The 14,737-nt window shown below is 72.7% G+C and carries 13 protein-coding genes; 4 read left to right on the plus strand and 9 right to left on the minus strand.

Annotated elements, in window-relative coordinates; genetic code table 11:
* Positions 1–30: 30 nt before the first annotated feature.
* The 3 genes from ABTZ54_RS16600 to ABTZ54_RS16610 all read right to left on the minus strand — a co-directional run bounded on the left by ABTZ54_RS16600 (position 31) and on the right by ABTZ54_RS16610 (position 3,821).
* The gene (locus ABTZ54_RS16600; RefSeq protein ID WP_351663295.1) at positions 31–1,362 is read right to left on the minus strand and encodes an amidohydrolase; all 1,332 of its coding nucleotides are present in this window, start codon (positions 1,360–1,362) and stop codon (positions 31–33) included.
* 173 nt (positions 1,363–1,535) lie between these two features.
* A complete protein-coding gene (locus ABTZ54_RS16605; protein ID WP_351663298.1) occupies positions 1,536–2,219 on the minus strand; it encodes a GntR family transcriptional regulator in 684 nt (227 codons plus the stop codon).
* A gap of 93 nt (positions 2,220–2,312) precedes the next feature.
* Positions 2,313–3,821, minus strand: coding sequence for an MFS transporter (locus ABTZ54_RS16610; RefSeq protein WP_351663301.1), 1,509 nt, complete (start codon positions 3,819–3,821; stop codon positions 2,313–2,315).
* Between the two features lie 160 nt (positions 3,822–3,981).
* Between ABTZ54_RS16610 and ABTZ54_RS16615 the strand changes: the two genes are divergently transcribed.
* Positions 3,982–4,422: a MarR family winged helix-turn-helix transcriptional regulator gene (locus ABTZ54_RS16615; RefSeq protein ID WP_351663304.1), complete on the plus strand. Its 441-nt coding sequence runs from the start codon at positions 3,982–3,984 to the stop codon at positions 4,420–4,422.
* Positions 4,423–4,477: 55 nt separating this feature from the next.
* Here the strand turns inward: ABTZ54_RS16615 and ABTZ54_RS16620 are convergent, their stop codons facing one another.
* The 4 genes from ABTZ54_RS16620 to ABTZ54_RS16635 are packed head-to-tail and all read right to left on the minus strand — an operon-like array spanning position 4,478 to position 8,209.
* Positions 4,478–5,689 carry an ABC transporter permease gene (locus tag ABTZ54_RS16620; RefSeq protein ID WP_351663307.1) on the minus strand — a complete coding sequence of 404 codons (1,212 nt, stop codon included), beginning with the start codon at positions 5,687–5,689 and terminating at the stop codon, positions 4,478–4,480.
* Positions 5,671–6,432, minus strand: coding sequence for an ABC transporter ATP-binding protein (locus tag ABTZ54_RS16625; RefSeq protein ID WP_351663310.1), 762 nt, complete (start codon positions 6,430–6,432; stop codon positions 5,671–5,673). Before ABTZ54_RS16625 ends, ABTZ54_RS16620 begins: the two co-directional genes overlap by 19 nt.
* Before the next feature lie 59 nt (positions 6,433–6,491).
* Complete coding sequence (locus ABTZ54_RS16630) at positions 6,492–7,577, minus strand: peptidoglycan-binding protein (protein WP_351663312.1); 1,086 nt, start codon at positions 7,575–7,577, stop codon at positions 6,492–6,494.
* Positions 7,574–8,209, minus strand: a complete 636-nt coding sequence (locus ABTZ54_RS16635) for a hypothetical protein (RefSeq protein WP_351663315.1) — start codon at positions 8,207–8,209, stop codon at positions 7,574–7,576. Before ABTZ54_RS16635 ends, ABTZ54_RS16630 begins: the two co-directional genes overlap by 4 nt.
* Before the next feature lie 154 nt (positions 8,210–8,363).
* Here ABTZ54_RS16635 and ABTZ54_RS16640 point away from each other — a divergent pair, with 154 nt between their 5' ends.
* From ABTZ54_RS16640 to ABTZ54_RS16650, 3 genes are read left to right on the plus strand one after another with little or no spacing between them, the layout of a single operon-like run.
* Positions 8,364–9,053: a response regulator gene (locus ABTZ54_RS16640; RefSeq protein ID WP_351663318.1), complete on the plus strand. Its 690-nt coding sequence runs from the start codon at positions 8,364–8,366 to the stop codon at positions 9,051–9,053.
* Positions 9,050–10,621, plus strand: a complete 1,572-nt coding sequence (locus tag ABTZ54_RS16645; protein ID WP_351663321.1) for an ATP-binding protein — start codon at positions 9,050–9,052, stop codon at positions 10,619–10,621. Before ABTZ54_RS16640 ends, ABTZ54_RS16645 begins: the two co-directional genes overlap by 4 nt.
* 47 nt (positions 10,622–10,668) lie before the next feature.
* Entirely contained in the window at positions 10,669–11,148 is a 480-nt protein-coding gene (locus ABTZ54_RS16650; RefSeq protein ID WP_351663324.1) for a hypothetical protein, read from the plus strand.
* Positions 11,149–11,325: 177 nt separating this feature from the next.
* Here the strand turns inward: ABTZ54_RS16650 and ABTZ54_RS16655 are convergent, their stop codons facing one another.
* Both ABTZ54_RS16655 and ABTZ54_RS16660 read right to left on the minus strand, forming a co-directional pair.
* Positions 11,326–12,504 carry a nitric oxide synthase oxygenase gene (locus ABTZ54_RS16655; RefSeq protein ID WP_502997254.1) on the minus strand — a complete coding sequence of 393 codons (1,179 nt, stop codon included), beginning with the start codon at positions 12,502–12,504 and terminating at the stop codon, positions 11,326–11,328.
* 205 nt (positions 12,505–12,709) lie between these two features.
* Entirely contained in the window at positions 12,710–14,641 is a 1,932-nt protein-coding gene (locus tag ABTZ54_RS16660; protein ID WP_351663330.1) for an ABC transporter ATP-binding protein, read from the minus strand.
* Positions 14,642–14,737 lie beyond the last annotated feature (96 nt).

Here is a 14,737-nt window from a genome sequence, read left to right on the forward strand (position 1 = left end):
CCCCGGCGGGCCCCCCGCCCGGCCCGTCGCTCAGGCCAGGAACTCCCCGTCCCTGGCCACCACGACCCCGCCGTGCACGACCAGGTCCCGGCGCGGCATGTCCACCACGACCTGGGGCAGGCATTCGCCCCGTACGAGGACGAAGTCGGCCGGCGCGCCGGGCCGGAGGTCGGCGTGCGGCAGGCCCATGACGTCCGCGCCGCCGTTCGCGGCCACGCCGTAGCAGTCGGCCAGCTCCTCGTCGAGGCGCACGTCCGTCACCCAGCCGAGCAGGTGCGCGCGGTGCATCATGTCCGCGTTGCCGAACGGGCTCCAGGAGTCCCGCACGCCGTCGGAGCCGAGGCCGACCCGTACCCCGTGCTCGCGCAGCCGGGCGATCGGCAGCACCAGCGAGTCGGAGGGCGCGACGGTCGTGAGGGCGATGTCCTGCGCGCCCAGGTCGGCGGCGATCACACCCAGTTCACGGTCCGAGAGGGCGGGCAGACAGAAGACATGGCTGACGGTGACCTTGCCCGCGAGCGACAGCGCACGCGTGCGGTCGATGATGCCGCGCATGGCCCTGACGCCCTTCTCGCCGCGGTCGTGCAGATGGATGTCCACGCCGACGCCGTGGCGGTCCGCGATGCCGAAGACCAGGTCGAGCTGCTCGTCGAGGGCCTGGTCGAAGCCGATCGGGTCGATGCCGCCGATCATGTCCACGAGCCCGTCGCGGGCCGCCTCCTCCAGGAGCCCCGCCGTCCCGGGGGTCCGGACGACGCCGTGCTGCGGGAAGGCCACGATCTGGACGTCGAGCGCGTGCCGCAGCCGCTCCCGCGCCTCGGCGACGCCCTCCACTCCGGCCAGCCCGTACGCGGGGGCGACGTCGGCGTGGGCGCGCATCGCCCGGGTGCCGCGGGCGACGGCGTGGGACATCAGCCCGTACGCGCGCTCGGCGACCGGCCGGCGCTGGGCGCGGAACAGCTCCACGTCCTGGGCGACGTAGTCGGCGATGCCGCTCGCCGGGCGCCGCGACACCCATGAGCCGCCCCAGGTCGTCTTGTCCGGGTGGATGTGCGCGTCCACCAGCGACGGCAGCGCGATCCTGCCCCCGCCGTCGACGACCTTCGCGCCACGCGGCACGGGGCCGCCCGAGACGCGCCCGTCGACGACCACGAGGTCCGTCGCCTTCGCCGCGCCGAGGACGCGCACGTTGCGGAAGACCACGGCCCGGTTCCGGTCCCGGTCCCGCTGGGGCCCGGCACCGGCGGCGGACGCGGGGGCGGCGGTCGCGGCCACCGTGGCCGTCGTGGCCGTCGTACCGGCCAGGGCGGCGGCACCGGCCAGCATCGTGCGGCGGGAGAGCGCGGGGGAGGAAGGCTGCATGGGGGACTCCTTGAGGAAGAGACCAACGGCTCTCCGATTTTGTATACCAAGCTGTGCGCGCCGAACAAGGGAAGGGTGACCCGGGGGCGCGAACTCCCAGATGAATGGCTGTGTGGAGGGTGTAAGTGGAAGAAGGGCTAGTGTTCAGCCCCGCGCTTGGTATACAAAGATCCTCAGGCGTCGCCGAAGAGGGAGCGCAGCGCGACCGCCCTGCTGTCCCGCACGTGCAGCAGCGTGCTGGCCCCGGCCGCCTCCGCGTCACCCGCCGCGATGTGCCGGAACATCTCGGCGTGCTGGGCCCGCATGTGCGCGGGCTCCTCACGGAGCCCGAAGAGCAGCCGCAGCTGCCAGCTGAGCTGCTCCATCATGCGCGCGAGCAGGGGATTGCCCGCCATGGCGACGACACCCTCGTGGAACGCCGTGTGCGCGGCGACCTCCCGCGTCCCCTCGCCCTCGGCCGCCGCCGACTCGGCCTGGTGCAGCGTCGCCTCCAGCGCGGTGAGCCCCTCGGCGTCCCCCGCCGCCGCGACCCGGGCCGCGAGCCGCGAGGCCTGGACCGCCAGCGGCTCCCACACCTCGTACAGATGCTCCACGTCGGTGCGCTCCAGACGCCGCACGCGTACGCCGCTGTGCGGGAGCAGTTCCAGAAGGCCCTCGGCGACGAGGGCGCGCAGCGCCTCGCGGACCGGCACGCGCGACATGCCGAGCTCCTCGGCGACCTCCCGCTCGACGAGCCGGGCGCCCTGCTCGTACCGCCGGTCGACGATCCGCTGGAGGACGGCCTCGCGCGCCCGTGCGCCGAGCGAGCCCGATCCGGCCTCCCGGGCCGTCGCCCCGGCCCTGCTGCTGTCCGCCACCCTGTCCGACCTCTTCCCGCCTCTTCCCGTCCGCGCCGGGAACGCCCGGGCCCGCCGCGCCGAGGATACGACGGGCGGGCCGGGCCGGCCGGGTCAGGCGGTCGCCGGTGCGTCCGTCCGCTCGGGCGACTCCTCGGGCGCGGGCGCCGCCGTGGCACGCGGACCCTGGGCGGCGCGCAGGCCGAAGCGCGCGATCACCGCGACGAGGGCGAAGGCCGTCGCCCCGATCCAGAAGGTGAGGGTGAAGCCGGATTCCGCGGGCAGCGGCGGGACGCCCGCCGGCAGGTGCTCCACGGTCCTGGAGGCCAGGATCGTGGTGACGACGGCGCTGCCGATCGCGCTGCCGGTGGAGCGCGAGATGGAGTTGATGCCGTTGGCTATGCCGCTCTGGTGGTGCGGGACGCTGGCCATGATGACGGCGGGCATGGCCGCGTAGCCGAAGCTGACGGCCGCGCCGACGATCACACCGGCGCCGATCACCGAGGCGGTGTGGGCGTGGTCCAGGGCGAGCCAGCCGAAGCCCGCGGCGCCGAGCACGGCGGCCAGCACCAGTGCCGTACGCGGCCCGCGGTGGCGGACCAGCTGGCCGCCGACGGGGGAGGCGAGCAGCGAGACGATCGCGCCCGGCAGCAGGAACTGCACGGAGGCACGCAGGATCGAGGCGTCGAATCCGTATCCGGTGAGGGCCTCGGGCATCTGGACGAGATAGGAGACGCCCAGGAAGTTCGCGAACATGCCGAAGCCGACGAGGATGCCGGCCAGATTGGCCATGAGCACCGGCCGGTGGACGAACATGCGCATGTCGACGAGGGGCTCGCGGACCTTCAGCTCGATCAGGACCCAGACGGCCGTCATCACGGCCGCGCCCGCGAAGCTGCCCAGCGTACGGCCGGAGGTCCAGCCCCACTCGTGGCCCTGCGAGATGGGCAGCAGGAGGAGCAGCAGGGTGATGCCGAGGGCCAGCGCGCCGAGGAAGTCGGTGCGGCCGCCGGTCTTCTGGCGGGTCGCGGGCACCAGGAAGAGGACCGCGAGCAGGGCGAGGGCGGCGAAGCCGGTCGCCATCCAGAAGGCGCTGCGGTAGTCGGCGTCCGGGCCGGAGGTCAGCAGGCCGGTGGCGACGAGCGCCAGACCGCTGCCGAAGGCGAGGGTGCCGCTGACGAGCGACATGGCGCCGGGCAGCTTCTGCGGGCGGACCTCCTCGCGCAGCACCGACAGCGCGAGCGGGAAGATCGCCGTCGCGGCGCCCTGGAGGACGCGGCCGACGATCAGCCAGGGGAGCGAGGTCGCCAGGGCGGCGACGACGGAGCCGACGACCATGACGCCGAGCACCGCGACGAGGGTCGGCTTCTTGCCGTGCTGGTCGCCGAAACGGCCGAGCAGGGGCGTGAAGACGGCGGCGGAGAGCAGCGTGGCGGTCGTCACCCAGCTCACCTCGGCCGTGGAGACGCCCAGGTCGGCCCGGATGAGGCCGAGGATCGGGACCGGCAGGGTCTGCATCATCGACACGACCATGGCCGCCAGGCTCAGCGCGAAGACGATGACGGTCTCGCGTCTGGCGCCGGCGCCGGCAAGGGCGGTGGACGGCGGGGTGGTGCTGCTCATGTGGGGGCCTTCTCCATGCCTCATCGCTCCGTCCCTCGTCTTCTTCAGGACGTCGATGTTTGATGCCATCAAGTAGTTTCGGCGATGACGGTAGACCTCGATAGTTAAGGGGGTCAAGTAAATAATTGATAATGTGAAAGATCTTGAGTACGCTCGAACCATGAGCGCGACGGCCCCCGAGACCCCCAGCAAGCTCCAGCTCCTGGAGCTCCTCGCCGCCATCGGCACGGCCCAGTGGCGGGACTTCGCCACGGCCGCGGCCCACCACGGCCTGACCTCCACCCAGGCCAAGGTCCTCGCCCAGCTCGACGCCCCGCTGCCGATGCGCGCCCTCGCCACCCTGCTGGTCTGCGACGCGTCCAACGTCACCGGCATCGTGGACCGCCTCGAAGCCCGCGAGCTGGTGCGCCGCGAGCCCGACCTCTCCGACCGCCGCGTCAAGAACGTGGTGGCCACGGACAGCGGCCGGGAGATCATCCGCCGCGTCCGCGAGGAGATGCAGGCGACCCACGGCGCCCTCGACACGCTCACCACCGCCGAGAGCGCCATGCTCTACGCCCTGCTCGGCCGCCTGCGGCCCGGCATGGAGCAGGGCGACTGATCGGCGTCCTGCGCTTCCGCTTCCCTTTCCGCTTCCGTTTCCGTTTCCGCTTCCGTCAGGTCGCGTTGAGCGCCGTGGTCGGATCGAGCCGGGAGGCGCGGACGGCGGGATAGAGACCGGCCAGCGCCCCGATGACCAGGGTGGCGGCCAGACCCCCGCCCAGCGACCAGAGCGGCACGACCGGGGTCCAGCCCTGCGCCAGGGCGAAGCCGTGCGTGGCGGCCGCCCCCAGGACCGCCCCCGCCAGACCGCCGAGCGCGGACAGCAGCAGCGACTCCGTGAGGAACTGCAGCCGGATGGCACCCCGGGTGGCCCCGAGGGCCCGGCGCAGCCCGATCTCCTGCCGCCGTTCGAGCACGGACACCACCATGGTGTTCGCCACGCCGACGCCGCCCACGAGCAGGGCCACCGCCCCCAGACCCAGCATCAACGCCGTCAGCCCCTTGTCGGTGGCGGCCTTCGCGGCCAGCGCGTCGGAGGGACGCGAGACCTTGACCCCGGCGGGGTTCCCGGGGCTGACCGTACGGGCGAGCACGGCGCGTACCTCCTCCACGGAGGCGTCAGGGGAGCGCTCGAAGACGGTGGAGGGACGCCCGTCGAAGGCGAAGTAGCGTTCGGCGGCGGGGAATCCGACGAGCGCCACCCGGTCCAGATTGGGCACGAGCTCGATCGGTTCGAGGATGCCGACGACCACGACGTACCGGTCGTTCATCATGATCTTCTCGCCGGGTGCGGTGACACCGAGCCGCCGGGCCGCCACCGCCCCGAGGACGGTCACCGGAAGGCGCTCGTTGGCCCCGTTCAGCCACACCCCACGACTCACCTCGGCGCCGAGCGCGGTGAGCAGGTCGGGACGGGCGGCCTGCGCGGTCACCCCCGCCGTCCGCTCCTCGGGCACGACGTCGCTGCGCCGGATCCGCGCGTCCACGTCGGCGGTGGCCGTCGCGTGCTGCACGGGGCCGATGCGCCGGACCATCGCGACGGCGTTCTTGGGCAGGGCGACCTCCTGCCCGTACGGGTCCCGGCCGGCCTCGGCGGTCAGCAGGTTGGTGCCGAGGCGGTCGAGACGGCTCATCAGGTCGGCGCGGCTGGAGGTCGAGAGACCGACGACGCCGATCATGGTCGCGATGCCGATGGCGATGCCGAGCGCGGAGAGGACGACCCGGGTACGCCGGGTCCGCAGCCCGACGGCCCCCGTACGCAGCACGTCCCGCAGGGCGGGACGCGCGGGCTTCAGGGGCGCGGGCTTCAGGGGCGCGGAGCCCATGTCCCCACCTCCTTCTCCTTCCGAGGGTCCCGACCGGAGTCGGCCACGACCGCGCCGTCGAGGAAGCGCACCCGGCGCGGCAGCGAGTCGGCGATGTCGTGGTCGTGGGTGATGACGCACACCGCCGTACCGGCGGCGTTCAGCTCGTGCAGGAGCTCCATCACGATCCGCCCGGACGCGGTGTCGAGGGCACCCGTCGGCTCGTCGGCCAGCAGCAGATCCGGCGCGCCCACGAGCGCCCGGGCGATGGCGACGCGCTGCTTCTCGCCGCCGGACAGCTCGGTCGGCCGGTGCCCGAGGCGATGCCCGAGCCCGACCCGCTCCAGCGCGGCGCGGGCCCGCGTACGCCGGTCGCGCAGGCCTACGCCCGCGTAGAGGAGCCCGTCGCAGACGTTGTCGACGGCGTCGCGCCCGGCGGACAGGTGGAAGTGCTGGAACACGAAGCCGATGTGCCGGGCGCGCAGCGCGGACAACTGGGCGTCCGACAGGGCCCCGACATCCCGCCCGGCCACATGGACGGTGCCGGTCGTGGGCCGGTCCAGGGTGCCCATGATGTTCAGCATGGTCGACTTGCCGGAGCCCGACGGGCCGACGATGGCGAGGAGTTCACCGGCCTCGACGGTCAGGTCGACCGCCCGCAGCGCGTGCACGGGCCCTGGGTGGGTCTTCGACGCGCCCCGGAGCTCGACGACCGGGGGGACGGGGGCGGGGGTTGAGGCGCCGGGGGTGGCGGGCGAGCCCACGCCCGCACCCGGGACTTCGGCAGTCCCGGTGGCCCTTCCGGAGGACCGGCGGCCGGTCGTCACGACGCCGCCACCCCCACCCGCATCCCCTCGCGCAGTTGGGCGCCGCTGACCTCGATCTTCCCGTCGGCGGTCATGCCCGTCTCGACCCGCACCATGTGGGTCGTGGTGCCCTGGACGACCTCCAGTCCGTAGCCGCCGTCGGCGCCGCGCAGCGCCACCACCGCCTCGACGGGCACCACGAGCACCCCCTTCCTGCTCTCGCTCACGAACTTCACGCTCGCCGTGGCCCGGGCGTCCTCGCCCGGCGGCGTCCCGTCGTCGAGCGTCACCTCGACGGTGATCCCCTCCCGAGCACCGGCCCCGGCCCCCGCTCCATCCCCGCTTCCGTCGCCGCCGGGCCGTACGGTGCCGGTCACCTTCCCCCGTACCGTCGCCCCGCTCGGCAGCGTCACCTCCACGCGGGTGCCCGGCGCGGTCAGCGGCGCGTCCGACTGTTCGAGGCCGGCCCGTACGACGGGACGGGGCGAGGCGACCGTGAGCACCGGCCGGTCGGGCCCGACCTGGTCGGCCAGGGCCGCGTCCGCCGAGACGACCCTGACCCGGCCCGGCTGGAACACCACGTCCCCCTTGCCGACCCGCCCGGTCGGCTCCCGGTTGAGCGACTTCTGCCACCGCTTCACGGCGGCTTCGGTCGCCGCGTCGAAGCGCGGGTCCACGTACAACCCGCCGCCGAACCCGAGGTCGCGCAGGTTGCGTTCGAGCTGGAGGACGTCGGTGCCCCGGTCGCCGGTCCGCATCTCGCGGAACATCGGCACGGGCCCGTACAGCAGTGTGACGGGCTTGTCGTCCAGCTCGTACAGCGGCTGCCCCTGCCGTACGGTCGTGCCCTCCACGGCCGCCACCGTGACGGTGCCCGGGACCGCCGCCTTCACCGGTCGGCGGCCCGCGTAGTCGAGCCGGCCGTCGACGGTCTTGCTGCTCACCAGGTCGGTCCGTACGACCGTGGTGGTGGCGGGCGGCAGCCCCGACCGGCCGCCGGCGGGCTCCGCCTCCGGTCCGGCGCCGAGCACGAAGGCCCCGGCACCGCCCGCGAGGGCCACGGTCAGCGCACCACCGACGAGAAGTGTCCTGCGCCGCGTCACTGCATGCCGTCCAGGCCGTCGAGCAGCTTGTCCTTGCAGGCCGTGACGGCCCGCTTGTACGCGGGGGAGTCATGGTCGAAGGACGGGCTCGCGGGGTTCGGGTCGCCGCCCGGGATCACGTTGCCGCCGGACATCGTCGGGTTCTGGAACCGCGACACGCCCTTGTCCCGCATGCACTGGGCGTGGGCGAGCATCGACTCGTACTCCGTCTGCGTGTCGCGCTCGGGCTCCTGCTGCGCCGCCGTTGTCATCTCGGCCACGCACACGCCGTTCTTGCCGCCCTTGGAGACCTCCGGGTACGTGGAGCCCAGCTCGTCGATCTTCGTCCAGTCCAGGTAGCCGCTGAGCTTGGGGTCGGGGAACTCCTTGACCCCGCCCTTGCCGCGCATGCACCGGACATACTCCATCTGCGCGTCGTAGAAGGCCCCCTTGCCGGCGGCGGTGCTGCTCGGGGTGACGGAGGAGGCCTTCGGCTCGTCGGAGACGGTGGCCACACCGGCGTCCCGGACCCCGCCATCGGTGCCACAGGCGACGGCGAAGGCGAGAACGGGCAGAGCGAGGAGCGAGGCGAGAAGGCCACGGCTACGGCTACGGCTGCGGGGACGCGTACAAGCGCCGCTGTTCGAGGTCATGCGGACGACTCTCGGACCCGGACATGGCGGTCCGTCCCGCGCCGCTCCATGAACACGTAACAGCACATGATGAGAACGTAACAATGCCCGTGGTCGCCGGATCAGGCCCTTGACCAGGGACTACGGAACGAAAACCTCGCCCATAATCGGGCGCATGCCCCATGTGCTTCTCATCGAGGACGACGCCGCCGTACGCGACGGCATGGAACTCGTCCTGCGCCGACACGGCTACGGCGTCGACACCGCGGCCACCGGTGAGGAAGCCCTCGCGCTCCTCGACAGCCCCGCGGGCAAGGCGGTGGAGCTCGCCGTCCTCGATCTCATGCTGCCCGGCATCGACGGCTTCGAGGTCTGCCGCCGGCTGCGCGCCCGCTCCACAATGCCCGTCATCATGCTCACCGCGCGCGGCGACGACACCGACATCGTCCAGGGCCTGGAGGCGGGCGCGGACGACTACGTCGTCAAACCCGTGACGGCCCCCGTCCTGGAGGCCCGTATCAAGGCGGCCCTGCGCCGGGCCGAGCCGCAGCCCGCGCACCCCGAGCGCTCCGAGTACACGGGACTCGTCCTCGACCGCGCCGGACTGACCGTCACCCGCCACGGGACGCCCGTGGCCCTGCCCCCGACCGAACTCCGCCTCCTCCTGGAACTGTCGGCCTCACCCGGCCGCGTGCTCAGCCGGGAGCAACTCCTCGAACGCGTCTGGGACCACGACTTCCTCGGCGACTCGCGCCTCGTGGACGCGGCGGTCGGCCGCCTCCGCGCCAAGATCGAGGACGAGCCCGGCCGCCCCCGCTACATCCAGACCGTCCGTGGCTTCGGCTACCGCTTCGGCCCGATATGAACCCGCTCCGCCCGGGGGCGCAGGGCCGCACGGCAGGCCGCACGTCGAGCCGTACGCCGGGCCGTACGCCGGGCCGCGACGCATCGGATATCCGCTCAGGCCGTACGCCGGGCCGCCCCAAGCGCCCCCGCAAGCCCTGGCTCGGAAGCCTCCGCACCCGCCTCCTGGTCGCCTTCGTCCTCGTCACGCTGACCGGCTCCGCCACGGCGACCGCGCTCGCCTACCGTGAGGCGCGCACCGCGATCCTCCAACGCGCCCAGGACTCCTTCCAGCGCGACCTGCACGACCGCGTCACCACCATCGCCCCGGACGTCGACCTGCCGCCGACCGCTCGCGGCCTCACCGAACTCGCCGAACGCGTCTCCGGGAGCCTCGACGGCGCCCCGCTCGTCATCAGCCGCTACCGCGAGCTCCAGGGCACCTCCGACGGGCTCGCCGACCGGAGCAGGATCACCCCGGAACTGCGCGAGGCGGTCCGCACGCGCTCGGCCATCAGCTTCCAGCGCGTCACCCACCACGACATCCCGTACCTCGTCGTCGGCACCCCCGTCACCTTCGCCGACGACGGCAGGGCCTCCGGCCTGGAGATCTACGCGGTCACCTCGCTGCGACCCGAGCAGGAGGACACGGCGGCCCTCCTCACGGCGGTACGGGACGGCGTCGTCCCCGTCGTCCTGCTCTCCGCCCTCCTCGCCCTGCTCTCGGCCCGCGCCGTCCTGCGCCCGGTCCGCGACCTGGGGCGGGCGACCCGGAGACTGGCCGAGGGCGACCTCTCGATCCGGGTCACGGCGAAGGGACGCGACGAACTCGCCAATCTGGCCCAGGACTTCAACGAGACGGCCGACGAGCTGCAGTCCTCGGTCACCCACCTGCGCGACCAGGAGGAACGCGCCCGGCGCTTCGTCGCGGACGTCTCCCACGAACTGCGCACCCCGCTCGCCGCGATGACGATGGTGGCCACCGTCCTGGAGGAGGACGCCGACCAGCTCCCGCCGGACACGGCCCACGCCGCCCGCACGGTGAGCGCCGAGACGGCGAAGCTGTCCCGCCTGGTCGAGGACCTGATGGAGATGTCCCGCTTCGACTCCGGCGCGGCCCGCCTGACCCGCACCGACACCGACGTGGCGGAGGCGATCCGGGCGAGCCTGGCCCTGCGGGGCTGGACGGAGGCGGTCCGTACCGAACTCCCCGACGGGGTACGGGCCCCGCTGGACCGCCGCCGCCTCGACGTGATCATCGCCAACCTGGTGGGCAACGCACTGCGCCACGGCGCACCCCCGGTGACGCTGACCCTCACGACCGACCACAGGACGGCGACGATCACCGTCACCGACCACGGTCCCGGCCTCTCACCCGACGCGCTCGCCCATGTCTTCGACCGCTTCTACAAGGCGGACGCGGCCCGCACCCGCTCCGAGGGGAGCGGCCTGGGCACCGCGATCTCCCTGGAGAACGCCCGCCTGCACGGCGGAACGATCGAGGCCGCGAACCACAAGAACGGCGGCGCACTCTTCACCGTGACCCTCCCCCTCCCCGAGACCCTTGAGGCGAAGGCCCCGACGGAATGACCCCCAGAAACCCCAGAAACCCCAGAACACCCGCACTCCTGCCCCTGATGTCCATACTGACGACGGCCCTGCTGACCGCCTGCGGAGTACAGCCGAGCGGAGTGATCGGCGCAGGCGAACCCCCGACGGGCCTCACGAAGGGCCTGCGCCTCTACTTCGTCTCCCCGGCGGGCCACCTGGAAGGCGTCTCGCGCCCCGAGGTGCAGATCACCGGCCTGGCCGCGGCCCTCAAGCTCCTCGCTTCCGGCCCCACCGAGCCGGAACAGAGGCGTGGCCTGACGAACCTGGTCGGCCAGGTCTCGTACGACGCGACGGGCGAGGGCACCCGCGTGACCCTGCGAGCCCCCGGCACGACCTTCTCCGGCAACCGCCGCGACGACCTAGTCAACGGCCAACTCGTCTGCACCCTGGCCCGCGCCCACTCCACCCTCCACCCCACGATCCGCCCGGACGACGTCCAGGTCACCCTCGACGGCGAAGGCCGGCCCCTGGGCCCGTACAGATGCTCCCAGTTCATGGGCGGCTAGAGAGTTCGTCACCGCGGTCAACTGAGAGGGCGGCGTCCAAGAGGCGGTTGCGTTTGGCGCCGCCCCAGGAGATTGGCGACCGACTCGGGGACGTTCAGGCAGGCGACGGTCGTCCTGGAGACCTTCTTCGAACGCCCGGTCTCGCCGGACGGGCCGGCGAGCGCGTGACGCCGAGGCCTACGCCTCGCGGGGGAGGAAGGCGGGGCGGAGGGCGGGGTCCACGGCGTCGTAGTAGCGGTGGAAGACGGGCGTGGCGGAGCCGGATATCGGGGGGACGATCCAGCTCCAGTCGGCCGGAGTGGGGCGGCCGAGACGATTCTCCTGCTCGATGTGGCGGAGGAAGCGCTCCGACTCGGTGTGATGGTCCGCCATCGTCACCCCGGCCTCCTGGTACGAGTGCAGCACCGCCACGTTCAGCTCGACCAGCGCCCGGTCCCGCCACAGCGTGCGCTCGGAGGACCGGTCGAGGCCCAGCCGGTCCGCCACCACCGGCAGGAGGTCGAAGCGTTCGGCGTCGGCGAGGTTGCGGGCGCCTATCTCCGTACCCATGTACCAGCCGTTGAACGGGGCGGCCGGATACCGTACGCCGCCGATCTCCAGCGTCATGTCACTGATGGCCGGCACCGCGTACCAGCGCAGCCCCAGCTCCGCGAACCACCCGTGATCGGGGTGGCTCAGCGGGACCTCCAGCACGGCGTCGTCCGGGAGTTCGTACCAGTCCGGTCGCCGGCCGGGACGTTCCTGCACCATCAACGGGAGCGTCTGGAAGGCCTCTTCGTCGCGCTTCCAGCCCAAGTGGCGGGCGCGGGCGGTCAGGAGGTCGCTGCGCGGGTCGCCGCGCCAGTCGCCGTCGGCGGTGCGGTGTCCGGCGTACCGTACGAGCTGGTCATTGACGATCCGCGGCGCGGGCCTGTCCGGCCGCTCGGGCGCGAAGACGGACACCACGGGGCGGATCCTGCCGCCGTTCCCGGCGAGCCGGAGGTGCTCGAAGCACTCGGCCGCGATGTCGTCGGGGGCGGTCACGTGCCGCAGGTCCCGCACCACCATGCTGCGCCAGTACAGCCGCCCGATGCACCGCGCAGCGTTCCGCCAGGCGACCCGCGCACCGAAGGCGAGCTCGGCGGGGGAGTGCTCGTAGGTACCACTCCGATCGATCTCGCCCAACACCTCCCGAACCCGACTCTCGACGTCCCCCGCGCGCGGCTGCTCGCGATGAAACTGCCGCACGAACGCCTCCGCCTCCAGCCGATCGACGAACTCACCCCCGGACTCTTGCGAAACGCGGACCGCGGCTGCGGGGACGTCACCCGCGGCACCGGACGAGGTGTAGGGACAGGAGCTGCTGACGGCGGGCACGGATATGGATATGGACGTGGATGCGGACTTGCGGCGACGACTCAGACTGAAGACCAAGGTGTTCCCTCCCGCGCCCATGATTACCCCATGGAATCGGGCGATCGTGGAGAGTAGTCAAACTCGCCCGTCGGACGGGTGCCACTGATAGCCTGCCGAGATTGCCCCTCCGCTGCCCGCCACCGAGCACCAACACCCCTCGCACGCCCTACGTGGTCGAGTCCGTCGAGCGCTGCGTGGGGATCCCCCGGTCGTTCTGCAGCCGTAGCAGCTCCTGGAAGAGGCCCGGGGCTTCGGCGAGTTCCGTGTATGTGCCCTGCTGGATGATCCGGCCGTGGCTCAGCACGATGATGCGGTCGGCCACGGCCACGTTGGCGAGGCGGTGGGTGACGAGGACGACCGGGCGGTCCTTCGCGATCTCGCGGAGGCCGGCGAAGATGCGGTGTTCCGCGCGGGCGTCGAGGGCGCTGGTGGGCTCGTCGAGGACGAGGAGGCCCGGGCGGTAGAACGCGCGGGCGATGGCGATGCGCTGCCACTGGCCGCCCGACAGCTCGACGCCGCCGAACCACTCCCGGGCGAGCAGCGTGCTCCAGCCGCTGCGGAGGCCCTGGACGACCTCCGCGGCCCCCGAACGGTCGGCGGCCTGGCGCAGCGATTCCCGGTCGTCGGTGCGCGGCTGGCCGAGCGTGATGTTCTCCTCGGCGGTGAGCGGCCAGTGGGCGAAGACCTGCGGGACGACCGCGGTGTGCTTCCACATGGCGTACGGGTCGAGCGTACGGATGTCCCGGGCGTCCCACGTGACCGTGCCCCGGGTGGGGAGATACAGGCCGGCGAGCAGTTTGGACAGCGTCGTCTTGCCGGAGCCGTTCTCCCCGACCAGGGCGATGACTTCCCCGGCCCGTACCTCCAGGGTGATCCCGTCCAGGGCGGGCTCGTCCGCCTCGGGGTAGGCGTACGTGAGGTCCTCCGCGCGCACCGTCGTCGGCGGGGCCGGCACGACGCCGCCTCGGTCGAGGCGGTGGCCGCCGGCCTCGGAGATGAAGTCGACCCAGTCGTCGACGTACAGGCCGGTGCGGAAGATCTGGGTGCCGTAGCCGACGATCCCGTACAGGTTGTTGCTGACGGTCTGCAGGGCGAAGACGGCCGTTCCCGCGGTCGCGAGCGTCATCCGGCCGGTGGCGAGCAGCCCGACCAGCGCGCCCCACATGACGGCCGACGCCACCCCGCCGGCGAGCGAGCCGGCGAACGCCCAGCGCGCGCCCCGATGGATGGCCCGGTCCGTGACCGCGTCGACCCGCGCGCCGATCTCGCGGTACCGGCCCAGGAGGAAGCCGAACATCGTGCCCGCGCGGAGTTGGTCCGCGATCTGCCGGTCGGCGATGTACCAGCGCAGATGACCGAGCGTGCGCCGCTCCGCCGACACGGCACGGCTGCTCTCCCAGTGCAGATGGGCGCCCTTCATCCGGGCGAGCGCCTGGGGGAGCACGGCCAGGACGAGCAGGGGCAGCAGCACGGGGTGTAGGACCGTGACGACACCGGCCGCCGCGATGATCGAGGCGAGGCAGGACATCAGCATCTGCGACTCGGTGATCAGGTCCTTCGCGACGTCCGCACCCCGGTCGGCGTGGTCCCACTTGTCGTTGAAGCCGGGATGGTCGTACGCCGTGAGCTCGGCGTTCGCGGCGGCGTGCAGCATCTCCAGCTCGGCCTCGCGGGAGATGCGCGGCGACAGGCGGGACGAGACGTTGGTGATGACGATGCCGAGGACGGCGCGGACCGCGACGGCGGCGCCGATGAGCACGATGGACGGCAACGCCTGCGTCAGCCGCTCATGGATGTCGCCGGACGAGACGAGTGAGGTGATGGTGCTGCCGGTCGCTACAAGCCCGGCCGCCTCCAGGACGGCCGAGAGGGCCTGGCAGGAGAGCAGGACCGTGACGGCACGGCGGTCGACCCGCCAGCCGAGCGCGAGCCCTTTGCGGACGAGTTGGGGCAGGCGGCGGACCATGACCCAGGGGGAGGTCGGCTTGCCGTCGAGCGCGGCCAACTTGGGCTGGACGTAGCGGTATTGCTCGACGGGCTGGGCGTTGGTGGCGTTGACTGTATCCGTGTCGGCGTCGGTTTCGCTTTCGGAGGGCATGGATCCGGTCCCTTCGCTGGAGTGGCCACGGAAGGAACGGGCTACCCGGCCGGGAGGCCCCGCGCACCCGAGGGCGTCCGGATCACCCCAGGGAGT

The sequence above is a fragment of the Streptomyces sp. NPDC094032 genome (assembly GCF_040303965.1).
Taxonomy (GTDB): Bacteria; Actinomycetota; Actinomycetes; order Streptomycetales; family Streptomycetaceae; genus Streptomyces.

What these genes read in the sequence shown, in the direction of transcription:
- ABTZ54_RS16650 (WP_351663324.1), top strand. Translation starts at nt 10,669, where the DNA reads ATGTCCATACTGACGACGGCCCTGCTGACCGCCTGCGGAGTACAGCCG.
- ABTZ54_RS16600 (WP_351663295.1), bottom strand. Translation starts at nt 1,362, where the DNA reads ATGCAGCCTTCCTCCCCCGCGCTCTCCCGCCGCACGATGCTGGCCGGT.
- ABTZ54_RS16640 (WP_351663318.1), top strand. Translation starts at nt 8,364, where the DNA reads ATGCCCCATGTGCTTCTCATCGAGGACGACGCCGCCGTACGCGACGGC.
- ABTZ54_RS16645 (WP_351663321.1), top strand. Translation starts at nt 9,050, where the DNA reads ATGAACCCGCTCCGCCCGGGGGCGCAGGGCCGCACGGCAGGCCGCACG.
- ABTZ54_RS16620 (WP_351663307.1), bottom strand. Translation starts at nt 5,689, where the DNA reads ATGGGCTCCGCGCCCCTGAAGCCCGCGCCCCTGAAGCCCGCGCGTCCC.
- ABTZ54_RS16660 (WP_351663330.1), bottom strand. Translation starts at nt 14,641, where the DNA reads ATGCCCTCCGAAAGCGAAACCGACGCCGACACGGATACAGTCAACGCC.
- ABTZ54_RS16615 (WP_351663304.1), top strand. Translation starts at nt 3,982, where the DNA reads ATGAGCGCGACGGCCCCCGAGACCCCCAGCAAGCTCCAGCTCCTGGAG.
- ABTZ54_RS16610 (WP_351663301.1), bottom strand. Translation starts at nt 3,821, where the DNA reads ATGAGCAGCACCACCCCGCCGTCCACCGCCCTTGCCGGCGCCGGCGCC.
- ABTZ54_RS16635 (WP_351663315.1), bottom strand. Translation starts at nt 8,209, where the DNA reads ATGACCTCGAACAGCGGCGCTTGTACGCGTCCCCGCAGCCGTAGCCGT.